20 protein-coding genes are annotated in these 24,700 nt (G+C 63.8%); 9 read left to right on the top strand and 11 right to left on the bottom strand.

The window, feature by feature from the left end; genetic code table 11:
• Nucleotides 1-103: 103 nt before the first annotated feature.
• From H578_RS0107820 to H578_RS0107810, 3 genes are read right to left on the bottom strand one after another with little or no spacing between them, the layout of a single operon-like run.
• Nucleotides 104-1,162: an ABC transporter ATP-binding protein gene (locus H578_RS0107820; RefSeq protein WP_022873142.1), complete on the bottom strand. Its 1,059-nt coding sequence runs from the start codon at nt 1,160-1,162 to the stop codon at nt 104-106.
• Nucleotides 1,159-2,133: an ABC transporter permease gene (locus H578_RS0107815; RefSeq protein ID WP_022873141.1), complete on the bottom strand. Its 975-nt coding sequence runs from the start codon at nt 2,131-2,133 to the stop codon at nt 1,159-1,161. Before H578_RS0107815 ends, H578_RS0107820 begins: the two co-directional genes overlap by 4 nt.
• Before the next feature lie 40 nt (nt 2,134-2,173).
• Nucleotides 2,174-3,271: a hypothetical protein gene (locus H578_RS0107810; RefSeq protein ID WP_022873140.1), complete on the bottom strand. Its 1,098-nt coding sequence runs from the start codon at nt 3,269-3,271 to the stop codon at nt 2,174-2,176.
• Nucleotides 3,272-3,331: 60 nt separating this feature from the next.
• Here H578_RS0107810 and H578_RS14115 point away from each other — a divergent pair, with 60 nt between their 5' ends.
• From H578_RS14115 to H578_RS0107795, 3 genes are read left to right on the top strand one after another with little or no spacing between them, the layout of a single operon-like run.
• Complete coding sequence (locus H578_RS14115; protein WP_022873139.1) at nt 3,332-4,600, top strand: glycosyltransferase; 1,269 nt, start codon at nt 3,332-3,334, stop codon at nt 4,598-4,600.
• Nucleotides 4,597-6,324 (top strand): asparagine synthase-related protein, encoded by a 1,728-nt coding sequence (locus H578_RS0107800; protein WP_022873138.1) that lies wholly within the window; start codon nt 4,597-4,599, stop codon nt 6,322-6,324. The genes H578_RS14115 and H578_RS0107800 overlap by 4 nt, the downstream gene beginning before the upstream one ends.
• Complete coding sequence (locus H578_RS0107795; RefSeq protein ID WP_022873137.1) at nt 6,314-6,808, top strand: hypothetical protein; 495 nt, start codon at nt 6,314-6,316, stop codon at nt 6,806-6,808. The genes H578_RS0107800 and H578_RS0107795 overlap by 11 nt, the downstream gene beginning before the upstream one ends.
• Nucleotides 6,809-6,934: 126 nt before the next feature.
• On the opposite strand, the gene H578_RS0107790 is transcribed toward H578_RS0107795, so the two are convergent.
• The 7 genes from H578_RS0107790 to H578_RS14100 all read right to left on the bottom strand — a co-directional run bounded on the left by H578_RS0107790 (nt 6,935) and on the right by H578_RS14100 (nt 14,011).
• Nucleotides 6,935-8,137, bottom strand: coding sequence for a sugar-transfer associated ATP-grasp domain-containing protein (locus H578_RS0107790; protein ID WP_022873136.1), 1,203 nt, complete (start codon nt 8,135-8,137; stop codon nt 6,935-6,937).
• 71 nt (nt 8,138-8,208) lie between these two features.
• Nucleotides 8,209-9,117 carry an alkaline phosphatase family protein gene (locus H578_RS14110; RefSeq protein ID WP_022873135.1) on the bottom strand — a complete coding sequence of 303 codons (909 nt, stop codon included), beginning with the start codon at nt 9,115-9,117 and terminating at the stop codon, nt 8,209-8,211.
• The gene (locus H578_RS0107780) at nt 9,114-10,181 is read right to left on the bottom strand and encodes an ABC transporter ATP-binding protein (protein ID WP_022873134.1); all 1,068 of its coding nucleotides are present in this window, start codon (nt 10,179-10,181) and stop codon (nt 9,114-9,116) included. Before H578_RS0107780 ends, H578_RS14110 begins: the two co-directional genes overlap by 4 nt.
• Nucleotides 10,178-10,948, bottom strand: coding sequence for an ABC transporter permease (locus tag H578_RS14105; RefSeq protein ID WP_022873133.1), 771 nt, complete (start codon nt 10,946-10,948; stop codon nt 10,178-10,180). Before H578_RS14105 ends, H578_RS0107780 begins: the two co-directional genes overlap by 4 nt.
• Nucleotides 10,945-11,814 (bottom strand): ABC transporter permease, encoded by an 870-nt coding sequence (locus H578_RS0107770; RefSeq protein ID WP_022873132.1) that lies wholly within the window; start codon nt 11,812-11,814, stop codon nt 10,945-10,947. The genes H578_RS14105 and H578_RS0107770 overlap by 4 nt, the downstream gene beginning before the upstream one ends.
• A gap of 12 nt (nt 11,815-11,826) precedes the next feature.
• Nucleotides 11,827-13,035 (bottom strand): ABC transporter substrate-binding protein, encoded by a 1,209-nt coding sequence (locus H578_RS0107765; RefSeq protein WP_028464067.1) that lies wholly within the window; start codon nt 13,033-13,035, stop codon nt 11,827-11,829.
• A 169-nt stretch (nt 13,036-13,204) separates the two neighbouring features.
• Nucleotides 13,205-14,011 (bottom strand): GntR family transcriptional regulator, encoded by an 807-nt coding sequence (locus H578_RS14100; protein ID WP_022873130.1) that lies wholly within the window; start codon nt 14,009-14,011, stop codon nt 13,205-13,207.
• Nucleotides 14,012-14,081: 70 nt separating this feature from the next.
• Between H578_RS14100 and H578_RS0107755 the strand changes: the two genes are divergently transcribed.
• From H578_RS0107755 to H578_RS0107735, 5 genes are read left to right on the top strand one after another with little or no spacing between them, the layout of a single operon-like run.
• Complete coding sequence (locus tag H578_RS0107755) at nt 14,082-17,435, top strand: chromosome segregation SMC family protein (RefSeq protein ID WP_022873129.1); 3,354 nt, start codon at nt 14,082-14,084, stop codon at nt 17,433-17,435.
• Nucleotides 17,432-20,254, top strand: a complete 2,823-nt coding sequence (locus H578_RS0107750) for an ATP-binding protein (RefSeq protein WP_022873128.1) — start codon at nt 17,432-17,434, stop codon at nt 20,252-20,254. The genes H578_RS0107755 and H578_RS0107750 overlap by 4 nt, the downstream gene beginning before the upstream one ends.
• Nucleotides 20,235-21,455: an ATP-grasp domain-containing protein gene (locus H578_RS0107745; RefSeq protein WP_156837263.1), complete on the top strand. Its 1,221-nt coding sequence runs from the start codon at nt 20,235-20,237 to the stop codon at nt 21,453-21,455. The genes H578_RS0107750 and H578_RS0107745 overlap by 20 nt, the downstream gene beginning before the upstream one ends.
• Nucleotides 21,445-22,779, top strand: a complete 1,335-nt coding sequence (locus H578_RS0107740) for an ATP-binding protein (RefSeq protein WP_084710077.1) — start codon at nt 21,445-21,447, stop codon at nt 22,777-22,779. Before H578_RS0107745 ends, H578_RS0107740 begins: the two co-directional genes overlap by 11 nt.
• Before the next feature lie 11 nt (nt 22,780-22,790).
• Complete coding sequence (locus H578_RS0107735; protein WP_156837262.1) at nt 22,791-23,846, top strand: hypothetical protein; 1,056 nt, start codon at nt 22,791-22,793, stop codon at nt 23,844-23,846.
• Here H578_RS0107735 and H578_RS0107730 read toward each other — a convergent pair.
• Nucleotides 23,843-24,340, bottom strand: coding sequence for a hypothetical protein (locus H578_RS0107730; protein ID WP_156837261.1), 498 nt, complete (start codon nt 24,338-24,340; stop codon nt 23,843-23,845). The genes H578_RS0107735 and H578_RS0107730 overlap by 4 nt on opposite strands.
• A 94-nt stretch (nt 24,341-24,434) precedes the next feature.
• Here H578_RS0107730 and H578_RS0107725 point away from each other — a divergent pair.
• Nucleotides 24,435-24,700, top strand: a 266-nt coding sequence (locus H578_RS0107725; protein WP_022873123.1) for an IS3 family transposase, incomplete at its 3' end; no start/stop codon positions are given.

The following is a 24,700-nucleotide window of genomic DNA, read 5'->3' as shown; positions in this document are numbered from 1 at the left end:
ACAGCCGGTCGAACTGGGCTGTTGAGCACTGGCTGAAGCCGACGGTGTGCGGCGAGCGAGGGTGAGGTCCCCCACGCGGTGACCGCTAGGCGGGGGAAGCGGTTCAGTTGGCTCTGGCCCCGCCGGCGCGGGTGGGTCGGGTGCCCTCGGTGAATTCGATCTGCACCGGGGCGAGCTTCAGCATCGTCCGGTCATAGACGATCTGGGCTGAGCGCACCCGCCCATTGGATTTGTGGTCGGTGTACTCCTGGTACTGGGAGCAGACCCACTCAGGATCACCGTCGGCCAGAAGCCGACCCTGTTCGATCCAGATCACCCGGGTGCACATTTGTTTGATGGTCCCCAGCGAGTGGGACACCAGGAACACACAGCCAGCCTGAGAGCGCACCTGGTCCAAGCGTTTCTTAGTCCGCGCGCGGAACTGCGCATCCCCAGTGTTCAGGGCCTCGTCAATGAGCAGGATGTCCGGGTCCACAGCGGTGGCGATGGCGAACTGAAGCCGGGACTGCATACCCGCCGAGTACGCCTTCAACGGCATATCGAGGGCATCCTCCAGTCCGGAGAGTTCCACGATCATGTCGAATTTCTGCTCGGCTTCCTTGGGGGAGAGCCCCATGGCCAGGCAGCCGAGTTTGATGTTCTCCCGTCCGGAGATCTCCTTGACCAGCGCGGCGTTGACTCCCAGCATCACCGGGGTGGAGGTGGCATAGACCTCCCCAGCGGTGGGGCGGATCTTCCCGGTGAGCAGTTTCATCAGGGTGGACTTACCGGACCCGTTGGTACCGATGACACCGACGGTCTCACCGCGGTTGACCACAAAGCTGACTTCCTCCAGGGCGGGGATCTCCAGCCACCCGGAGCCCAACACCCGCTTGACCTCCCGGGCCACGCGTTTTTTGGATTTCAAGTACTCATTGGAAGAACGCACCCGGTAGGTCATCGCCGCCCCATCGACGACGACGGAGACCTTCTTCGGGTCGATCTTCTCGATCGTCGGTGCGCTTTGGGTCAGAGGAGCGTCATCCCAGGCGATCTCCTCGATCTCACCGAAGCCGTCGTCGAGAGTCTCTGGGTCGACGTCGTAGCCTTCAGTGGTCTTCGCCGCGGGGCTGGCCAGCCAGTTTGCTCGACGTGGGGTGTAGCCGTTGACCGGTGCGCTCATCGTTCCTTCCCGTAGGACTCTTCGCCCAGCCAGAAGACGATGAACCCGATGACCATGGCCCCGACCGCCCAGGCGGAGAGCACCACCCAGCGGTAGGGGTCGGGGAACTCCGCGTAGAGCCAAGCGGAACGGATGATATCCAGCACGCAGAACGCCGGGTTCAGGTGCATCACTGTGATGATCCAGTCGTGGCCAAGATTAGAGAAGCGGTCCACCCCAAAGATCACCGCGGAAGCGTAGAACCAGATCCGGGTACCGATCTGTACTAAGTGTTTGATGTCATTATGCGCGTTGACCATACGCGCCAACATGAGTCCCAGCCCCGTCATGACTAGCAGAGCTAAGAAGATCGCTGGGAAGAACAACAACCAGTGCCAGGTTAAGTGGATCGGCTGGACCCCTTCTTCCAGACCGCCGATCTCATAGTCGCCGAGGAAATACACCAGCACCGCCATCATGAAGAACACCGGCACACTGGCGAAGAGTTCCCGAATGGTCGCCGAGATCGGTAGCGCGGCCCGCGGGAAGTTGAAGGACTGCACCACCCGCTGGTTCCGGGCAATGGAATCCGCCCCGCCGGTGACCGCCCCGGTAATGAACCGGAACGTGAACACCCCAATGATGATGTAGCCAATGAAGTTCACCACACCACGGCTGGTCTCCAAGATGATGCCGAAGATCGTTAAGTACACCAGAGCTTGCAGGGCCGGGTTTACCAGCATCCACACCCGGCCCATGGAGTCCAAGTTGTTCTGCGAGGACACCCGGGAACGGGAGTCGTAGAACAGGAAGTGCCGGAACTGCCAGAGCTCTTTGATGTACTGCCCCAGGGAGAGCCGGGCACCGACCCGCACCAGCTTGGAGCCGTTCACCTGCGCGATGCGGCGGGCCCCGATGCTGAATGTGGGCGCACTGGACTGCTGACCCGACCGGCCATTGGCAGGCGCGGTGCGGGGGTCAGTCTGGGTCATAAAAGGCGTCCCTTCCTCAGAGGTTCCGTCCCGGGACCTCTCACTCAGGTTCGTCCCAGTCTAACAACCCCGTCTCCCGGGGTCGGTCCGCGAACCGGGCGCGCAACCTGATCTGATCGGCGATGGCCCCGGGCAGCAGCCGGCGCGTGCCCACCGCGGGGTACCGGTGCATGCGCAGACTCGCCCGCGGGTCGACGTCGAGTACCACCGCCTCATCGGCCGAGTCCAGATCCGGGGTGAGTACATCGACTGCGGTGACGGTCAGGCCGGGAATGGCTGCGGCGGCGTCCACGGCCAGCTGGGTGAGGTCCTGGCTGATCGTTTCGGTGACATCCACCGGCAGGGCACCGCGCAGCACGGCCGGGGCGCGGCTGAGGATCCGCAGCTCGTCACGGGCCGGAACGGCGTTGAGGTCAGCCCCTTCGACGAGCTCCTCGGTGATCTCCGGGATCGACAACTCCAAGGCTCGGTTGCGCCGACGATGGTCAAAACTGGCCTGCAGCAGTGCACGGATGCTGCGCCGCCCGTCACCCACCACAAACAAGGGGACCCGTACCGTGGCCGCCCGTGGGGCCGAACCGATGATGAAGAACCGCACCGTCAGCGCCTCGAGGAACTCCTCAAGCAGCACCTCACCCTCGGAGTGGGCGTGCTCTTGACCGGCGTGGACAGCCGCTTCCCAGGGTTGCTGGAAGGACTCGGCTCCGGTGATACCGAAGGTCATACCTTGAGCGTGGCGGGCATGATCTGACTTCAGCACCAGAGGAACGGTCGCGGAGGAAGCGTAGCGGGCGGCGTCGTCGTACTGATCCCGGGTGAAGAGCTCCCCGGTGGGTACTGGAAGCCCGGCGGCGGTGAAGTACTGGCGAGAGAGCCACTTGGATTCGGCGGCCTCGGCGGCCTGATCGCTGACCAGGGTGGTCAGCCGGCCGAAACTGCCCCCGGCGACCCGATTGCTGTGCATGAAGACCCGGCCAATATTGCGGAAGCCTGTGACGCTGAACCCGCGGCGCTCCAATTGGCTGAGCACAAACCTCATATGTGAACGCACCAGCGGAAACTCGTTGAGTTCATCCCAGAACGGTAGGACCTGTTCGGTGATGAACGTCCCTACGGGACCCTCGGGTGCGGCGTGCATGGATGCCAGCCTATCGGCCCCCGGTGCCTGCCGGTTGCAGCCGGGATAGAGTGGCCACCGATGAGTCGAATCACACCGCTGCGCCGTGCAGCCGGGCGTCTGTACCGCAGGGCCCGGGGTGATGAGCTGTCCCGGTTGCGTGACGAACTCACAGTGCTCGCCGGGGAGGTCAACACTCTCAGTGCCCAGTACGAAGCACTCCTGAGAGAACAGGAACCCACCGGTGTGACGGGGGTGAAACGGGTCGACGTCGCCATGCTCAGTGATCTGCGTCTGCCCGGGGGGACCACAGCCTCCATGGCGCAGGAAGCCCGGGCGCAGTCGGCCGCAGGGCTGAGGACCGCTTTGATCCACGCCCAAAGCGGCATCACATCTTTGACTACAGGGTTTAGTGACCATATCCGCGGCGTGATGTCCCTGCCCGGGGTGCATATTGTCTCCGCGCGGCAGCAGCTGGAGGCGAAAGTACTCATCATCCGGCATCCCAAGGTGTTGGCGACCACCCCGGTGGATATCTCCGGGATCCGGGCCGAGCACGTGGTGGTGGTGGCCAATCACCCGGCAGTTGATGCCGCAGGGCAGTGGCACTACGACGTCGCTGGCGTGAACGCCGAGCTGAAGCGCATGATAGGCACCGACCCGGTCTGGGCACCGATCAGCCCGGTGGTGCGCACCAGCATCGCCGAGCAGGGTGCAGCAGTGCGGCTCGACGACGGCGACTGGGTCAATATTTTCGGTGAACCAGTCCGACTCACCCCCCGGGAGGGTTTCACCGGCCGACCTCCGGTCATCGGACGGCACTCCAGGCCCCAACGGGAGAAGTGGCCGGCGACCGCCGAGGCGATCCTCTCCGCCTATCCGGAGGGTGAGGACTACCAGGTGAAGATTCTCGGCGGAGCGCAGGTGCCCGAACAGATCCTCGGGCGGGTGCCGCAGACCTGGCAGGTGGCCGACTTCGGAGCTGAAAAGCCTGATGCGTTCCTCGCGGGGGTGGACTTCTGGGTTTACATGCACCATCCGGACTGGCGGGAGGCCTACGGGCGGGCGATTATCGAGGCGATGGCCGCCGGCTGCGTGGTGGTGTTACCGCCCTACTTGGAGGCGATCTACGCTGAGGCCGCTCTCTATGCAGAACCCGATGAGGTGCTCAGTGTCATCGCACCCTACCGGGACGACGTCGCCCGCTTCCTCCAGCAGTCCCGCACCGGGCAACAGTTCGCTCAAGGGTGCGGACCGCAGACCCATCTGCAGCGGCTGGCACGTTTCGCGGTGACCCCGCCTCAGGTGCAGCCGCCCGCATCAGAACAGCCTGAGGCAGGCGAAGGATGAACCACACCGGGCACGGTACTGCACTGACCGCGGTGTGCGGGGTGCTCAGCGCGGATCTGCCCGCTGATACTCAGCGGGCCCAGCAGATTGCCGCCTGCGCAGAAACCGAAGGAGTGACCTTCACCCGCCGGCACACCGGGGAGAACATCATGGTCTGGGGCACCGACGCCCTGGGACTGGTCGAGGGGGAAAACCACCTGGCTGCCGGATGGACCACAGCCGGGGCGCCTGACGGCCACCAGCTCAACCAGCCCTGGCCACAGCTGGCACGGGTGGCCGATGCCTGCGGAGTCCGGGCCGAGCCGGGGCAGTGGCCACTGGTGCACGGTCATGTCTCCGGAGCGGGTGTGGTCTACGTGCTGCCCACCACCCGGGCAGTGTTTTTCGCCACCCGGTTGCGGTGGCTGGCTCAAACCGCCGAGCAACTTGCCCCGGACTGGCAATCCTGGGCGGAGATCCTCGCCTTCGGTGCACCCCTGGGTGGGGCGACTACCTTCACCCGGATCCGCCGGCTGCAGCCCATGGAGTACGTCGAACTGACCGACCAGGGACCCCGACTGGGTCGGGAACACTGGCCCTGGGAAGACTACGAACCTCGGGCTGGAGCTTCGGTGGCCGAGGCCACCGCGGAGGTGATCGAACACTTCACCGCGGTGATGCGCCCACATCTGAGCACTGAGGCAGGCCCTGCGGCCCACCCGATGCTCTCCGGGGGGCGGGATTCCCGGTTGCTCACCGCATTGGCGGCCCGGCACGCTGATGCGCCCGTGCCGGTCACCGGCTGGTCGACCAGTTCGGACACCGGCTCAGCCCTGGAGCAGATCGTCGCCGCCGACGTCGCCCACACCCTTGGGGTGGATCACCGGGTGGTTGTCGGGCGGTACAGCGAATTCGGCCGGGATTTCGCCCACTACGCCGACGCTGTGGACCATCAGGCTTCCTTCCACGTGTGGCTGATGCCCGCAGCCCGGCAACTGGCACAGGCAACGCCGGGAACGGTGTTTGACGGTATCGGTGGGGGTGTCTTCTACGGAGGAGGCTTCGCCGACCCACCGGGCACGGCCAGTACTCAGCTGGCCACCACCCGGATTCAGGCGCGATCGCACTATCTGCACGCTGCCGGTGCCGTGCTCTCAGCAGATGCAGCGCAGACCCTCACTGCCCGGGCTGCAGAACGTGCCTGGCCCATTGCCCGCCGTTATACCGGGCACCCCAACGGCCACACACTGACCTCCTATCTGATCCGTACCGTGCCGGGCATCTCCCTGGCCCCGACCAAGGTTCTCGGCTCCGCACAGCCGACCGTGACGCCCATGCTCACCGACCCGGCGATCCGCTGCGCCATGGAACTGCCCGCCGAGGCTAAAACTGACGGCCGCTGGTACCCGGAACTGCTCACCACCGCCGATGCCCGGCTACAGGGTGTACCCACTGCTGATGACCTGCTGGGCACGCATCATCACAAGCGGCGCATCGCCAGCCGGGAGGGGGCTGGGTATCTGGCTCAGCTCATCGGTACCAGCCCGGTGTACACACTGCTGTCCCGCCGACTGGCTGAAGCCGACCCGGCTGATCCCACAGGGCTGGTCACCTGGCAGCGCACACTGAACAGCACCCGGCCCCAGCACCTGCTGCGCGGACTGGGCATGCTCGCCCTGTGGTTGGAGGACTACGCCGATGTCCTCACCGACACCGATCCCCGGGGAGTGGCCGATGCCGGATAAACCTGTAGAGACCACGTGGGCCGCCCGCCGGTTGGATCCGGCCCTCCGGCGGGTTCGGCGTGCGGTGCGCACAACAGGGCGCCTGGTCCGCAGTACGCTCCGGCCACGGATCCTGCATGTGGAAGAGGTGAGTCGAGATCAGGGCACCGGGCAGCTCAGCCGAGGGGTCGACGTCGTCGTTGTCGACATTCCAGCTGAGAATCCGGCCCCCGGTCGCATTCCACCTCAGTACGTGCCGGGCCTGATCTGCGCGGAGACCCAGAGCATCCCCACGGTGCTTGAGGTGCGGCGAGCCGACGACGTCGACCATGCCCTGGCCGGGGTGGTCAGTCACCTCATCACCCGGGAGGCGGAGTTGCTGAGCGTGGTGGAGGATTTCGCCGGCACGGAGCGCACCGCCTACCTGCCACCGGAGGCCACCGGCGCGGAGGTCACCCGGGCCCTGTTGCGGCTGACGCGGGTCCACACCCCCAAAGCCCGTTAAGGCCAGACGGCGGGTAATGCGAGCTAGCGAGGTCACCGGGGAGACGGTGCCCTGCGCGCTGGCGGGGCGCCTCAGCATGCGACGACCTGGAGGTACCTGGCTGTATCTGGCGGGGCTCTTTCAGGCTTAGATGACGCCGCGAGCCCGGTAGTAGGCGGCCGCCCGCGGGTCGGCCAGCAGCGGGCCGTGGACTTGCAGCACGTTCATCCCGGAGTTGATGTTCGCCTCCAGGATGACCGGACCGGTTGCGGTGATGACCACGTCCCAGCCGATGTACTCCATGAATGCCAGCCGGTCGGCGGCCTCCAGGATGAGTTTTTGGGTCTCCTCCCAGTACGGCACTTGGTGGCCTTCGATCTGCGCTCCGGAATCCGGGTGGGTGGAGAACCAGTGCAGCTGGTCGTCTTCGGGCAGCTGGGCGGCAGCGGAGAGCACCCCGGTGTCTAAGTCCACGTTGGCGCTGAGCCCACCTTTGGTCCAGTTGTCGATATGTCCGGACCGCACGGTGCCGATCCGCTGGGAGGCCCGAGCGATGAACGGGGAGTGATCCCCGGTGACATCTGGCATGGTCAGCAGGCGGATGGTGTTGGTGGAGTGGGGGTTGAGCCCAGCCTGGTCGGGGTGCTGGGTCAGGGCGGCTTCAAAAAGGACCGGCCGAGGGAATTCACGCACCCAGGTGGCGATCTCCTCCACAGAGGAAGGCCCGCCGTCCATCCGGTAGCCGGTCTCGGTCAGCTTCAGGGAGCGCACCCCGTTGGCTTCGGCCCCGTGCAGCGGTTTGACGAAGATATGCCCGCGTTCGGTGAGCGCTTCGGTGAGGAAGTCCTCCAGCGGGATGCGGCGGTTCTGCGGGAAGGGGTGGACGTAGCCGCGGGTGTGCAGACCCAGGAGGTCAACGACGTCGGACTCCAACCCCAGGTTATTGATGAGCAGGAAGAAGGAGAACTTGTTGTTCAGCACTTCCTGCAGGTGAGGGTTGACCATCTGCTTGGTGCGGAAGTACCGCTGGACATCGTTGATGTAGAGGGAAGGGTCGTTCTCCGGCAGCTGGTACAGGGTCACAGAGCGGGAGAGGAACCCTTTGCGCCACCATTCGGGTTTGCGGTTGGACCAGTTGGTCTCCCAGCGGAACTCTTTGCGCAGGAACCGGCGCGCGGCGCCGAACTGGCGACGCCGGTAACGGTAGGTCTTCGCGGTCCGCTCCGGGATGCCCCGCGGGTCGGTGAGGTTACGCAGAGTGCGCTTGGCCGCCCGGATGGGGAACGGTGGCTTGGAGCTGCGCGGGGGGACCGAGGGCGTGACGGCGTCGGAATCCTCTTCGGTGGGCATGAGGGGATGGTATCGCCTGTGGGGCACCACCGAGCGAATCAACGCCATGAAACGGCGGGTTTGCGGAGGATTCAGGGGGTGAGGTCCGCCAAGAGAAGGCGGGGAACATCGCGGGGACGCAGCCCATCGGGGATGGACAGAGGGGTCAGGGGTGCACCGGGGAGTATCCCCGCCGAGCCTGAGGTGGACCGAATGTGGTGATGGTGGTCTGCCCCCTCCGTGGTGCTGCGCGGGTGGCCACCACTGCGTGCGTATGCGAGGAAACTGCGACGTTCGAGGTCGCTGCCGCCGCCGTGTCCACCGGCATCGGTGTGTCCGTGGTCGGTGGTGATGGCGATATGCCAGGTCTGACTCCCTGTGCGGACCCGCTCAGCGATCCGGCTGAGCAGTTCGGCCAGGTGGGCATCCACCCGAGCGCAGGCTTGCCGGTACTGCCCGCTGGTGCCTCCGTAGAGGTGGCCGGCTTCATCGATCTCACCGAGGTAGACGAAGGCGAGGATCGGGGCTGCTGTCTGTTCACGGAGCATGAGGGAGGTCGCGGCAGTGATCTCTGCATCGGCCCACCGGTACCCATAGGTTTCGCCGTCGCGGATCACCAGATGGTGGCGGCCGGCGCGCTGGTCAGCTGCCCGGGGTTGCAGGATTGGGCCGGGTCCTTGAGGGTCGGCCAGTGGCGGCCATCCGGTGGCTGCGAAGGTGAAGGCCGCAGAGTCTTCAGCGGCCCCGGAGCTGAGGACATCGGAGAAATCCCGCAGCCGGTGGCCGAGGAAGAAGTTGTCCTTCACCCGGTGTTCCTGGTGGGAGGCTCCGGTGAGCAGAGAGGACCAGCCGGGTCCAGAAATGGTGGGGACTTCCATGGTCATCTCTGTGTAGGCGGCGTGCTCCACGAATGTCTTCAGTGCCGGGACGGTGCCTTCGGTGAGGGCATCGCGGATGCGGAGCCCGTCGATGCCGATGTAGAGAAGGTTTGTGCTGGTCATCGGGTGTGCTCCTTCAAGGGTGCCAGTGGTTCGGTCAGCACTTCGGGCGCTTCGACCGTGCAGGTCACCGTTGTTCCGGCGTCAAAGTGCACAGCTTCCCGGGTGGGGATATCAATGCGCACCGGCTGGGACAGATGAGGCCACCGGACTTCCACGCTGGTGGTGGCCCCGCGCAGGATGATGGCCTCGACTTCTCCGTCTCCCTGCGGGTCTGGGGTGAGGGTGATGTCCTCGGGGCGGACGTGGGCCCACACCGTGGTGCCGGGAGCGTGGTGTGTCCGGGAAGGGATCGTGTGGCCGAAGAGCTGAACGGAACCGTTGTGAACGGTGGTGCGGATTCGGTTGACCGCGCCAAGGAACCCGGAGACGAAGTCATTGGCTGGGCTGCGGTAGAGCTCTCCCGGGGGACCGATCTGTTGGATGGTGCCGGCGTGCATCACCGCGACGCGGTCGGCGATCGTCAGGGCTTCCTCCTGGTCGTGGGTGACCATGATCGTGGTCACCGCGGACTCCCGCTGGATCCGCCGGATTTCTCCGCGCAGTTGGACTCGGACTTGGGCGTCGAGTGCCGAGAGCGGTTCGTCCAGCAGCAGGACTTCCGGCTCAGTGGCCAAGGATCGAGCCAGTGCCACGCGCTGCTTCTGTCCGCCGGAGAGCTGATGAGGGTATTTCTCCGCGTGTTCGGTCAGCCCCATCAGGTCGATGAGGTCCCCGGCCCGCTGGAGGCGCCGTGCCTTGGAGATACCCCTGAGGCGAAGGCCGTAGCCGATGTTCTGCAGAGCGGTCATATGGGGGAAGAGCGAGTAGGCCTGGAAGACCACCCCCATATTGCGTCGATGTGCCGAGACCCGGGTGATGTCCCGGCCGTGGAGACGGACCTGACCGGTGTCGGGGCGCTCAAAGCCGGCGATGATCCGCAGCGCGGTGGTTTTGCCGCAGCCTGAGGGGCCAAGCAGGGTCAGCAGTTCGCCAGCGGGCAGTGTCAGTCCGATGTTCTCCAGCACGGTGCGTCCTGCGAATGCCTTGGTGACGTCATCCAGACGCAGGTGGGCGTCTTCACTCATTGAGGTCTCCTGGGGGTGTGTAGGGTGCGGGCCACTGCGGCCAGAAGCAGCCACGTTCCCACCATGGTGAGGAACGCCAGGGCGGCTGCCGCCCGCGGGTTGTCCTGTCCGGCTTGGGCCAGGAAGACGGGGAAGGTGTTGTGCAGCAGCAGGGAGGCCATGACGAACTCCCCGAGAACCATGGCTACACAGATCAGCGAGGATGCGATCATCGCCGGAGCCAAGTTCGGCAGCAGAATCTGAATCAGGATGCGCAGCCGCCGTGCCCCCAGGCTTTTGCCGGCGTCGACCAGGGTCCGCAGATCAAGGGCGAGCATGCCGGAGTCCAAGGCCCGGTACATCAACGGCATGGTGATGATGACGTAGAAGGGAACCAAGGAGAGCAGGTGGGTGAGGAAGCCGGGATAGATGCTGCGGAAGAAGAGGTTCGCGCCCATGACCAGAGCCACCGGTGGGACTACGAATGGCAGCACGGAGAGCCCTTCGGCAATCGGCAGCAGTTTTCGGGCCCGCAGATGTAGCCACAGCAGGGTGCTGGTCAGCAGTGCGGAGCCGACGACGGCGGTACAGAGGGCTAGAAGCAGTGTCCGGCCCAGCTGATCCCAGAACGCCGAGCGGCCCGTAGCCAGGCGCATCAGCGGTTCAAAGGTGAACCCTCTGCCGGGGAGAGTGAAACCGAAGTAGGCCGAGGCGAGGAAGGGCAAGGCGAAGAAGCTCACGGCCCCGAGGAGTACGGCGATGCGCAGAATGGTGGAGGTACGGTTCATTGCATCCACCGGGTGGTTCGTCGGGTCAACAGCCAGCGCAGCACCATGGCCACCGTGATGACCGCGATCATTCCGGTGGACAGCGCCGCACCGAAGCTGTAATCCATCATCACGTTGCCGGAGACGAAGAAGCCCACCAGAATCGGCACCAGGTTGGCGCCGCCGCCGGCCAGCGCATAGGCGGTGGCGTAGGCGCTGAAGGCGTTGGCGAAGAGCAGCAGCAGCGCTCCCGCCGTCGCCGGGGTGAGAATCGGCAGAGCAATATCCTTCAGGTAACGGGCCCGGCCGGCCCCCAGACTTGCCGCGGCCTCTTGCCATTCGGTCCGCAGCCCGCTGAGGGCGGGCAGCATCAGCACGGCCATCAGCGGAATCTGAAAGTAGAGGTAGACCACGGTCAGTCCGGTGAATGATGACAGGCGGAAGGTCTCAGCCAGGTTCCAGCCGGTGAGCTCAGCAATGGCGGTGGTGAGTAGCCCCTGGGTGCCGAGGAGGGCGACGAAAGCAAAGGCCAGGGGGATTCCGCCGGATTGTGACGCCACGGTGGTGAAGGACAAAACCCCGTCGCGCAACCACGCGGGCCGCTGGGTGGTGGCCAGTGCCCAGGCCAGCAGCAGACCCAGGGCGCCGCCGATCACTGTGGTAACGACCGAGAGCTGGGTGGAGTTCCAGAAAGCGCTTCGGTACTGCTCCTCACCCAAACGCAACAGTGGCTCAAGGGTGAAGACCCCGTCAGGGGTGCGCACACTGGTGAGCAGGTTGACCGCGATGGGCAGCAGCAGGAAGACGCCGACGAAGACAAAGTAGGGCGCGGCGCCCAGAGCCGGGAGTAGCTCTGAGCGCCGGCGCGCATGGCGGGTTTCAGTCATCGGAAGCGAAGGTCAGCGGTTGGCGACCTGGGGTCCCCAGTTCTCCACGACGACGTCGCTGGCTGTGTCGCCTTGTTCCATGGAGGGGAAGGCGATGGACTCCAGGATCTCCGCCGGTGGCAGCCCGGCCTCAGCCTCGGGGGTGAGGGTGCCCGCATCAACCATGGCCTGATACCGGGCAGGAACAGCACCGGCCTCGGCGTAGACGTTGGCGCCCTCATCGGAGAGCAGCCATTCGATCCACAGCCGCCCGGCGTTAGGTTGCGGGCTCTCCACGGTGACCGGCTGAGCGTAGAAGTTACCGAAGACGCCGTCTTCGGGGGTGACCACTTCCATGTTCACACCGGCGTCAGCCAACTGGTCCTCAATACCGGTGTAGTTGTAGTTCCAGTCAAAAGTCACCGCAGCTTCTCCAGTTTCCAGGGCTGAGGCTACCGAGGTGCTCTCGACCAGGCAGTCGTTTTCAGCGAGTTCGGCGAAGAAGTCGATCCCCGGCTGGATGTCATCGAGACTGCCACCATGAGCCAAGGAGGCGGCGAAGACCGCAGCGAAGACCGAAGCCCCTTCACGGGGGTCACCTACGGTGATCTGGCCGCAGTACTGCTCATCGGTCAGGTTCGCGAAGCTGGTGGGGACTTCGACGGCGTCGGCGTCGACTCCAATGGAGAGCACCCCGTAGTAGGCGCCGACCCAGTAGCCGTCCTCGTCGATGAGATCGGCGGGAACTTCATCGGCCACAGTGGGTACGTAGTGATCCAGTAAGTCCTCGTCCTTGGCGGGTTCAGTGAATGAGAACCCGATGTCGAGAACATCTGGCTGAGTGGACTGTCCGCGGAGGGTGCGGACCGCCTCCAGCTCCTCGGCCGAGGAGGCGTTAGGGCTGGAGACTTCGATCTCCACCCCGGGGAAGGCTGCTTCGAACTCGTCGAAATGCTTGGCGTAGTTCGCCCAGGTCTCTGGGTAGGCGATGAGGTGGACGGTGCCTTCCTCCTGAGCCAGCTGATGCAGTTCGTCGATGGATTCACCGATCGTTCGGTCGTCTTCGGTGGTGCCGGCGTCGTCGTTGTCGTTTTCCGCGGCACCGTTGGTCTCGGCGGAGGCCTCATTTTCAGAGAGGTTGTCGGCGCAGGCGGTCAGGGCCAACAGTGCAGCCAGCGAACCGGCGGCGAGCAGGCGGAGCCCGGCGGTGCCAGACACAGCGGATGGAAGGGGTGCGTTCACTGAAGCTCCTCAGGATCAAGGCGGTGAGGCAGGCGGTCGGCCTGTCGGTCCCTGATCTTTGTGCCGAAGGTTGACGCCGCGGTGAACGGTTCATGACTCGTTCATGAATGCCGGATGAATAATGATCTAGACCAAAAGATGGTGTGGGTGTTCACGGCAGAGTTACGGCTCAGCCGATGCGACTGGTGGAGGTCACCTGAACCCGGTCGGTGCGGAAAACATCCCTGGAGTACTCGATGGGGATGCCTTCAGCGGTGTGGGCATGCCGTACACGCAGCAGCACCGGACGATCCGGGGCGATCTCCAAGCTGCTGCCATCATCACCGGCCAGGACCGCGCTGAGTTGTTCATCGGCGTGGGTCGGGCCGTGACCGTAGCGGCGCAACAGGCTGTACAGGGAGCCCTCCAGGTCTTGGTCTAAGAAGTCGGGGAGCAGCGCGGCGGGGAAATAGGAGCGCTCCCGGGCGATGGGAGAGCCATCAGCCAACCGGATACGGTCGATGAAGTACACCTCATCACCGGGGTGAAGATTCAGGGCACTTGCGGTGGCGGCACTGGCCTGCTGGAGCCGTGCCTGCCGGACGATGGATCCTGGCCGCTGCCGGGATTCCTGGATCTGGAATGCCAGGCCCGGAAGAGTGGCCAGGTCTACTTTGATGGCCGGGGAGGTGACAAAAGACCCTCCCTTGCGACCATGGGTGCGGCGGATGAGTCCGCGCAGTTCCAGTGTCTGCAATGCCTGGCGCAGGGTCATGCGACTGACTCCCAACCGACGTGAGAAGTCCCGCTCCGTGGGAAGGCGGGTGCCTTCGGCAAGCTGTCCAGACTCGATGAGGTCACTGAGCCATTCGGAAATCTGTAAGTGAATGGCTGTGGGGCCCTCTGGCGCTGGGGTGAATTCCGGCAGCACAGCCGCAGGAGCATCCGTAGCCGAGGAGTTCTCTGCCGGAGGGTGTGCGCCGGAGGGATGGGCCAAGGGGAAGTCCTTTCCTCATGGGGCCGTCGCCCAGGTGATAGTAGCCGCATCAGGCACAATAGGGGGAATCATGCACCTGAAAACCCTGACGATCCGCGGATTTAAGTCTTTCGCCTCGGCTACGACGTTCCAGTTCGAGCCCGGGGTGACTGCCGTCGTCGGGCCCAATGGGTCGGGTAAATCCAATGTGGTCGACGCCCTGGCCTGGGTGATGGGGGAGCAGGGGGCCAAGTCGCTGCGCGGCGGGTCCATGGAGGATGTGATCTTCGCCGGGACCGCGGAGCGCCAGGCGCTGGGGCGAGCATCAGTGAGCCTGACGATCGATAACACCGACGGTGCCCTGCCCATCGAATACTCTGAGGTGACGATTTCGCGGACGATGTTCCGCACCGGCGGCAGTGAGTACACCATCAACGGCAGTCCTTGCCGGCTGCTGGATATCCAGGAGCTGCTCTCAGACTCCGGGCTGGGTCGAGAGATGCACGTCATTGTGGGCCAGGGGCAGCTAGACCAGATTCTGCAGGCGACTCCGGAACAGCGGCGCGGTTTCATCGAGGAGGCAGCCGGAGTCCTTAAACACCGACGACGCCGGGAACGCACCGTGCGTAAGTTGGAGAACATGCAGGGGAACCTGCAGCGGCTCGAGGACCTGGTCACCGAGACCTCCCGGCAGTTGGCACCGCTGGGGCGGCAGGCGAAAGTGGCTCGTCGGGCCCAGCGGATTCAGCACGATGTACGTGATGCGCTCTCGCGGATCATCGCCGATGACCTGGTGCAGGCAGCCACGGCCCTGGCGGAATCCAGCCAGGGGGAAGCCTCCGATGTTCAAGCCGCCGAGCAGCTGAAACACCAAGTGGAAACCATCGACGCCCAGATCGCCGAACTGGCCGGTGCAGCAGAGGCCGCCCGCTCCCGGGCGGAGGCCCTGGGCTCGGGGCACCACCGGCTGGCTCAGGTGCAGGAACGGTTGCGTTCGGTGGCCCAATTGGCCGCTGAACGGGCCCGGAGCCTCACCGCGGTACCGGTGCGCACAGACTCCGGCCGGGACCCCGAGCGGTTGCGTGCTCAAGCCGAGGAAGTGCTCACCGAAGCCGGGGAGGTCCACCAGCAGGTAGACGCCGCCCGTGCGGAGCTGGAGACCGCTGGGCAGGTGCGTGCTGAGGCCGAAAGGGCTCTGGCTCAGGAGGAGAACCGGATCACTGAGCAGTTGCGGGCCGCTGCAGATAAGCGTGCCGGGCTGGCCACACTGCGCGGACGGGTGGAGACGGTCCAGGGACGCATTGAGGCCGCCCAGCAACGGCGAACCCGCGCCGAGCAGCAACGGCAGGCCGATCAGGCCGCCCTGGAGTCCTCGGCTGCGGATTTAGAAGAACTGCGCCAACGCAGTGCGGAGTTCAGCGCTGGTGTGGCTGAACTCGCCGAGCAGTTCGAACAGGCGCGTGAAACCCAGCAGCACTGTGCCGAACAGCACCAACAGCGCACGGTACGGGCTCGGGACTTGGAGATCCTGGTCTCCGAGCAGCGCGCCCGGCTCTCCGGACTGGAGGCGGCTGTGGCGGCCGCTGATGAGGCCGTGGCACTGGATGACCCCGGCGCGGCGTTCCGTCTGGATGTGGTGCAGGCCCAGGCCGCTGTGCAGCAGCGCTTGCGGGAGGTTCTGGCTGAGGCGGTGCTGGTGGGGGAGTCCTCGTTCGGTGAGGAGCTGGTCTCTCGCGGCGAGGCTGCAGCAGCTCTGGCGGTCGGTGAAGCCGTCATCAAGGACGGAGAACGGATCCGCAGCGGGGTTTCCTCCCAGGCGGGGGACTCCTTGGCCGAGCAGATCGAGGCTTTGCGCACTCAGATTGAGCAGACTCAACGGCAGCTGGAGCAGGCGCAGGCTGAGGCAGAGGACAGCGCGGCTGCGCTGAAGGAGGCCGAGGCCCGGACCGCTGAGGCCAGGGAGGCCCACCAGGCTCGGGAGGCGGCGATTGCCTCCACCGCGGAGCAACTGCAGCGGCTCACCACGGAGGTTGAGCGCGCTGAAGAACGCATTGAGACCTCGCAGCAGGAGATCGACGACGCCGAAGCGGCCAGTAGGGAATTGCAGGCTCAGAAATCTGAACTTGAAGCGCGGTTGCAGGCTGCTGAGTCTGACGACGTCGTTGAAGACCCGTCCACTGCAGAACGTGACCGTTTGGCGGAGGAGGCTTCGCGGCGTCGTCGTGAGGAAGTCGATGCCCGCTTAGCGTTGCGAGCCGCAGAGGAGCAGCACAAGCAGCTGAGCGAACGGGCTGCCTCCCTGCGGCGTTCCGCCCAGGCGGAGGAACACCGCAGGGAGCAGGAGGCCCGTGCCGCCCGGGCACGCGCCGAACGAGCTCAGCGGGCTGAGCAGATCGGGGCTGAGGCTGAGGCTGCTGTCGCGCAGGTTTCTCAGCAGCTGAGCGAAGCGGAGGTGGCCACTCAGCACGCTCGGGCCGAACACCGGGAGCTGAGCCAGCGGGCTGAGCAGTTGCGGGGCGTTCGTGCGGAGACCGCCCAGCAGTTGGAGGCGGTGACGGCGCGTTTGCATGCCGCTGAGGTGAAGCAGACCGAGCTGCGTCTGGCACTGGAGGCCGCGGAGTCGCGGGCCCAGGAGGAACTGAGCCTGAGTGCGGAATACCTGATTGAGCACTACGGTCCGGACCAGCCGGTACCGGACCCGGATGCCGAAGCGCCCGGCGAGGGCGAGGAGGCTGAGGGGGAAGTTCCCACGCGGCCATACAACCGTGCGGAGCAGGAAGCACGGCTGGCCCGGGCGAGAAAAGACCTCAAGGCACTGGGGAAGGTGAACCCCCTGGCCTTGGAAGAGCATGCGGCCCTGGAGGAGCGCCACCAGTACTTGCAACAGCAGCTGGCGGATTTGAAACAGTCCCGGCAGGACTTACTGGCGATCATCCGGGAGGTCGACGCCGAGGTGGAGCGAGTCTTCGCCGCCGCGTGGGAGGACACCAAGGAACAGTTTGAGCGGGTTTTCTCTCGGTTGTTCCCCGGGGGCGAGGGTCGGTTGGAGCTGACGAACCCGGAAGATCTGCTGACCACAGGGATTGAGGTGCACGCCCGTCCACCGGGCAAACGCATCCGCCGGTTGTCGTTGCTCTCCGGTGGGGAACGGTCACTGACCGCCGTGGCGCTGCTGGTGGCGATCTTCAAGGCGCGTCCCAGCCCGTTCTACGTGATGGATGAGGTCGAGGCCGCCCTCGATGACACAAACCTTTCCCGGCTGTTGGTGATTTTCGAGGAACTGCGGGAGAGTTCGCAGCTGATCGTCATCACCCACCAGAAGCGCACCATGGAGATTGCCGACGCGCTCTACGGGGTGTCCATGCGCCAAGACGGGTCCACTCGGGTAGTGTCCCAGCGGCTCCGTGGTATCCATGAGGGCGAGTCCACGAAGGAAACAGTATGAGACTTTCCATCCCTGTGCCGGGCAGGCGGCCTGCCTACCTGTCCATTATCGAAGCAGAAGCCATTGCATACCGGGTTCCGATGGACCTCACGGCAGAGGAAGCTCAGAGGACGGTAGCGCCCTTCAACTACCTCATCACGTTGCAGGCAGTTACGTCTGAGGGTGAGACCATCATTGGGCTCGGAGAAGCGCAGCCTCGGCCCAATCAGACCGGGGATCTGCACGAAAGGTCCTGGCCGTTTCTTGACGGCATGCTCGGTAGCCTCCTCGGGCAGCAACTGGAGCTTGCCGACGTTGTGAGCACAATCCGCAGCAGAGTGACCTCTATGGAGGAAGCGGCAGGGTCGGATGAGGAGAGCGTCCTTTTCCGTAACCGGGCCACGATCATGGGGATTGAAGCGGCCTTGCTCGACCTCGCTGCAAAGGCGAAGAACGTGACACTCGCCGACCTGCTAGGTCGTCGTCGGGTCCGCTCATCCTCGGCCCCCCGGGTGCTGCGTTCCCGAGAGGCTGAGGACGTTGAGGGGTTCTTTAAGAAGCTTCCCCGCACTCATCGCGGTTTGGTGCGTCTGGTCGGCGGAGAGGGGGTTGAAGAGGATCTCACTCATATTCTTCATGTCGCAGAGACCCGCCGTCGGGTCCGCAGCGGCCTGGACTCTGCCCCGCTGTGGATCAACTTCCGCGCACGCTATGACGTGGAGACTGCGCAGGAGGCCATCCGTCGTCTCCACTCCGAGTCTGCAGCCGGACGCCTGCCGCAGACCATCATTATTCAGAATCCAGTCGGAGAGGGAGCGATCGTACATGCACCCTCACTGCAGGGGTTCGCAGACTCCTTGGGAGAGGGCACGGACATCCAGATCCTTAGTCGCAGTGCCGGTCCGTACGAGACCTCGGAACTGCTGGTCGGTTCAGGCGAAGCCCTCCGTGTTGTGAACCTGAGGCCCGCGCAACTCGGTGGCATTCTGAGGACCATTGAGACGGCTTACGAGATTACTGAAGCCCTGCCGGACACCAAACTGCTGCTGACTCAGCCGCCTGGGGCCTCACGTGTTACCCAGATCCTTCATCGGGACCTGGCCAAGGTTCTTCCTGGCCTGGCTTGGGGGATAGCCTCCGCCGAAGTGGACAAGCACTTCAGGGTTTCTCGCCGCGCCTCTACTCGTCTGCGCTCCCCTTTCTTGAGACGCGGAACAGGGCTCGTGCCCGACTACGAGGCGCTGATCTCACGAGCTCGTGCCAGGGTGCGGCATCCTCGCCCGGCAGCCACTGCGCAGCTTGGTGCGAGCCTGCCGAATACATACGACGACGTGGAGTACATCGCTCCGATCGGCTCGTATGCGGTTCACGGCCATATTGTGGAGCGGGAGGCGCTGGCAAGAGGACTCAACAGCTGGCGCTTCACCAAATCAAGCATTGTTGTCTCGGACAATGAGGGACATCAGCTCCCATTCCGCACTACGCGTTGGCCCCTCTCGGGTGTCGTTGCCTCTTCTGTGGCACGGCACAAGGAAGCGACTCGTATTCTTCTTAAGCGCGCTGGTGTGCCAGTACCTGAGGGGCGCACTTTCCACGGCGGTGATCAGCAGCTGGCATTACAGTACGCCGCCCGTATCGGCTATCCCGTGGTGTTAAAACCAGCAGAGGGGTCCATGGGCGTCGGTGTCATGGCAAACATCCGTTCCGAGCAGGAGCTGGTCCGCGCGCTCGAGCTTTTCGCCGGCACTACCCACGGAAATAACGAGTTCATTGTCGAGAAGCACATCAACGGCGGTGACTATCGGATCATGGTTATCGGCGATGAGGTCGCCGCAGCAGTGGAGCGGATTCCCGCGAACATCACTGGGGATGGTGAGCAGACTGTTGCGCAGCTGATCATTGACAAGAACATGGCCCGCCGTGAGAACTCACACTTGGGCCCGCTCAAGATCAAATGGACTCCTGCTGTCCAATACGAGCTGGAGAAACAAGGGCTCAGCATCAGCAGCGTCGTCCCCAAGGGGCAAAGGGTCTACTTGCTTAGCACGAACAACCTGACGCAGGGTGGCGACTCCGTGGAGCTGCTCGATGAGCTGCACCCGAGCATCAAGGAAGCCTGCGTCCGAGCCGTTCAAGCTGTCCCGGGTATGGGCTACTGCGGTGTTGACTTCCTCCTAGAAGATCACACCAAGCCGTTGGATGAGCAGGACGCAGCCATTTGCGAGCTTAACGCTATGGCTGCGCTGCCCGTCGCGGAATATCCGATGTATGGCACCCCGCGACGGCTCTCCGAACAGTTCGTGCTGAAATGTGCCGAGGAGTTCGGCTTGGAGATCTGGTCGGAGCGTGCCGATGAACTCACCCTCCATCTGCGTATCCGGGGAGGCATCACCGGAGTGGGCTATCGTCGGTGGTTCGGACGCAGAGCGGAGCGTTCGGGGTTGACCGGGTGGATCCGCAGCACCGGAGAGAGGGAAGCCGAGGCTGTGATCGCCGGCCCGACAGCCGCGGTCACTGCCATGGTGATGCTCGCAGTGCTCGGCCCTCCTAAGGCGGCACCTGAATCGGTTCTTTCCACCCACCTTGCGGACACTCTCCATAGTCAGGACTTCGTGGTTCTCGATGAGGATGAGGATCGAGAGGGGACCGGCGCAGGGGAGCCTGGCACAGGGCACGACGAGGACGACTTCGACATCGAAGGTCCCCGGGAGCCCGCTCCAGAAGAGGCGAAGGACACGCTGAGGGAGGACGTCTCCTTCGCCGAAGGCAGAGGCTTAACACCGGAGGAGCTCGACGACAGGGTCGAAGAGGCAGGAGATAATGATGCTGAACGGCGTTGAGGTGATGAGACCAGCACCCCTTCGGGCGGTGGAGACAGGAGTGCCCACCCCTCTGGACAAGTGCCCGGCAGAGCTGGCAGATGGTTGGCTCGTTCATGCAGCGGCACTGCGCCGCAGGCTGAACACTCTGTTGTTCCCCGGCCAGGCCCTGATGGTATACGAGGGCAGGGACCCCAGCTCGGGAGGCGCTTTTGCCCACGGAGTCCCGAACACTACGTGGCTCTCAGCCGCGACTCTCCTCCAGGACAAGCGGATGACCCGGGATTTGCTCGCGGAGGCCGGGATTCCTGTTCCGGCAGGACGGACGTTCTCTCTGAAGCGAGGCCGGCCGTTCGCCAAGGAATTTGCAGCAGAGCTCGGCTACCCGGTGAGAGTGAAGCCGATGATCGGCGAGTCGACAGTGGAAGTCTTCGATGACGTGCAGAACGAAGCCTCATTGGATGCAGTGCTGGACTACTTAGATATTGTGCCCACGCGCCGTCCTGACTTCACGACCTCCTCCTACGCCTTCACCCAGATCCTTACACCACGATCGGCGGAGAGCGAGCGGACCAGAGGGACCTACCGCTACGTCGTGGAGGAGACAGTGCCGGGAGAATATGTGAGATTCCTTTTGGTAAGAGGAGAAGTAGTCTCTTGCCTCCACCTCCCGGAAGGGCCCTGGGGTGCGGCTGCCGCAGCCCGGGAGATTCTGGAGGAACTGCATCCAGACTTCCTGGCTTTTGCTCAGCGGGTGGCCCAAGCGCTTCCTGGACTGGCTGCGATGGCACTGGACGTCAGGACAGCTGATTTCTCCGCGGGGCTCGATGCCCAGCAGCCGGTGGTCATCGAAGTCTCCGAGCGGCCGTGGCTTCAAGCGCAGTGCTGGACCACGAACGCAGATCCGGACTACCTGGCCGGTCTCCTTCTGAAAGAGGGCGTTCCGGATGCGGGGGAGACTTCGCCCGAGGAAAACGACGTCACAGTGGTCTTCCGCTGGGAAGGCCTTTCAAAGGTAAGCGAGGACGCACGTACGCTTGAGGAGATCTCAGAGAAGTTGCCTGTCGCACTCCAGATCACAGAGGAGGATTCTGTCAGCGGTATTCTCATGGGAAGGATGGAGGGGGCCCCGAGATTGGTAGCCCTGCTGAACGAACTAGCCGCCGAGAGCAATCTGCTCTCAGCCCCGGCCATGGCAGTGGAGACACGCTGTGGAAACTAATACGTACCCTATCGCTGAGCATCTGCAGCATTTCGGTCGGCGTCCCCTCAGTACAATTCTGTTGGAGCGTGACGCCCTTGCCCGAGGCCTGAGCACTCTGCGTGTAGGACCCTGGGATTTCATCGCGTGGGACCAGCACGGCCGTTCGGTTCCGTTCTCGCGAACAGCTTCGGCGCTAGCCCAGCGACCAGCGGCACCTATCACACGCAACAAGCATTCCACTCGACTCGTCCTCCAGAGAGCAGGTGTACCGGTCCCGCAGGGAAGGCGTTTCACTCCAGCAGATGTGGAGCAGGCGCAGAGATATGCATCGCAGCTCGGCTTTCCTGTGGTCGTCAAGCCATTGGAGGGCATGGAAGGCAAAGGGGTCGTCACGGACATCATGTCCTCGGAAGATATCGCCTGGGCCTTCGAGAACCTCAAGAGGACCGCCTACGCCAAGGGCGATGTCGTAGTCGAGGAGCAGATCCGTGGCGAGGCTTACCGATTTGTGGTCATGGACGGTGACGTCATATCAGTTCTCTACAAGCGTCGAGGCCGCATTATCGGAGACGGGATGAGATCTGTCTCTGCGCTCATTGACGAGAAGCAGCAGCAGAGACGGATGAACCCGCATTTGCTCTCCCGTCCTCTGCACGTGGATGAGGTCATGGAACGGCTTGTGGCCTCCCAAGGCCACTCTCTGTTCAGCGTGCCTGCGGCGGGTGAGGAGATTCTGATTACGTATGGATCGAACACTCACCAGGGTGGGGAGCACACGCAGGTGATGGACAAGATTCATCCGTCCTTCATGGAAGCGTCTGTCCGTGCCGTGCGTGCGATTCCCGGAATGACCTTCGGGGGCGTTGATTTCTTGATTGAGGATCCGGGGCGTCCACTGGACGACCAGCGCGCAGCGATCTGCGAAGTGAACTCGGTGCCGGGAGCAGATACGCATGAGTACCCGCTTGCTGGAGAGCCCCGTCCCGTGACCAAGGAGCTGCTGACACGCTCTGCGGCGAAAGAGGGCGTTCAGTTGGGCGAGGAGGTATCCGAAGTCGCTGTCGACGTGCAGATTCGGGGGCGGTTTAAGGATGATGCCTTTCTGTCTGCTCTGTCTGAGCGAGCGGAGAAACTTGGAGTCACCGGGACAACTGCGATGATGAGCAGGACACTTGTCCGCGGCGTATGGTGCGGCACACCTCATATGGTGAGCGTACTGATCTCTTCAGCGCAGCAGGGAGGGGACGGAGCACGAGTGCGCAGCATCCGTGCTGAGCAGGTCGAGACGGGCAAGTACAGCCGTTTCACCATCGGGACTGCGGGGAAGGAGAAGACCCCATGAGCGGATCCACGATGGCGGAGTTCGAGGCACGCGCCCGGGAGCTCAGTGCCGCAGACTATGATCGCTGGCTCATCGTCTGCCACCTTTTGGATAGAGGAATGAACGTCCACCTACTTCCGGGCGGAGTCGCGTTCACCAATTCCGAGGCTGGGAAGGGTATGGCGTTTCTGGGGATGAGCTCAGCCTCGACCACCTCTTTCGGAGGGATGGCGATGAGCCGCAGGGTCACCAGTGCTTGGCCGCTCCTGGAGGAGGCAGGCCTGCCCGTTCCCCTGTGGAGAGCGTTTAAGGCTACCGCTGCCAAGACGGCTGGCCGTTTCGCTGAAGAAGCCGGCTACCCCGTGGTTGTCACCACTGAGAAGGGGGAACGTTTTTGGGCGGTGGAATCACAAGATCAGCTGCGAAGTGCCATGGAACGCATCCAGGCTGGCCCAAAGCCGCATAAGACGATCATCCGCAAGAAGTTGACAGGCGGCACGATGCGCTTCTTGCTTCTGGAGGATCGGCCGCTACTCGTCATGGCACAGCAGCCGGACGCTGCTCCCGCTCTTCTGAGGGATGAGGACATCTCTCCGGGGCTCCTCAGATTGGCGCAGCAGGCTCTGCGCGCCGTGCCGGGGATAGAACTCGGGGAGGTTCTCATGGAGCTGGACGTGCAGAATCCTTCGGCAACCAAGAACGACATCCAGGTCGTGCAGGTGAACCCGGCGCCGAGTCTGCGCGTCTATGGAAAAGAAGAAACTGCCTCTCACCAGTATGCCGTGCGTGCCGTGGTGGAGCATCATGCTGAAGAGGAGGGAATCAGCCTCCCTGCTCTTCAGAGCGTCGACATGGTGCGACTGGAGTGCTCAGGACTGATTGTGCCGGAAGAGTTCTATGAGAACGTATCCACTGCAGCAGCAGCTCTTGGCTGCGATCTCGCCCTGGAAGATGTTCCCGCTGAGGAGAGCCTCAGCATGACGTCTGCAGGAGCGGCGGAGGCTTCCGCTCTTCTTGCCTCGACTGCCTTGACAGGCGTTGGGTCGAAGAAGCACAAGGCGCACATGGTCTCGGTCTCTCCGGTTTAGAGCCCGGCCGGGTCTTCTTCTGGCAGGAGTTGGGGCATGCGGAAGCCCATGGTGACGGGGCCGTGCCAGGGCTCGCTCTCCGGCAGGCTGTGGGAGAGTGCCCGTGAAACGGCGGCAGCAAACTCTTCGACTGTCTGCTCGTCCTCGGAGCTAATCATCAGGAGCATGCCGTTTTCGATCTTTTCAAGAAAACCGCAGAGGCGCCCCCTCCGGGCCATTTTCTGAAGCTTCTTTTGCTTGGCCTCCGTCAGCTCCGCGGGGCGTTCTGATTCACGGAAAAAGTAGCTCCGCCGGATGGGGTAATGGTGCTTGGGCAGCGGGCGGACAGTGATCTCGTCAACAGTTCCTCCGTGAAGTGCGGCTCGTAGAGGACGCACATCGAAGGTGAGCAGCTCGTCATAAGGCAGCCCGGGTCGGGGTGCTTCAGGGAAGAAGTAATCGAGCATACCCTTGGGTACGTCTTGCCCCTCCCCATGAGTGGGATACATATTCACGGCGATGTGGGTGGAGTGACCCCTTGATTTCGGTCCAGTAGTTATGTGAGTTGCACTGGCGCCCGCTCTTGGCGGGAGGAAGACTGGTGTAACCATGACAGCGAAGAGGAAGCGGCACTCCCCGGAGCAGATCATCCGCAAGCTCGGTGAGGCTGAGAAGATGCTGGCCCAAGGCCATGATGTCGCCGCGGTTGCCCGGGAACTCGGAGTTACTGAGGGCACCTACTACCGGTGGAAGAACCAATACGGCGGGCTCAAGGCCGAGGACGCCAAGCGACTCAAAGAGCTCCAGAAGCAGAATGACCGGCTCAAACGACTGCTGGCCGAGGCAGAGCTTGAGAAAGCTGCGCTGAAGGAGCT

The organism is Nesterenkonia alba DSM 19423 (assembly GCF_000421745.1).
Classification (GTDB): Bacteria; Actinomycetota; Actinomycetes; order Actinomycetales; family Micrococcaceae; genus Nesterenkonia; species Nesterenkonia alba.
This window is presented reverse-complemented; position numbering and strand designations above follow the sequence as displayed.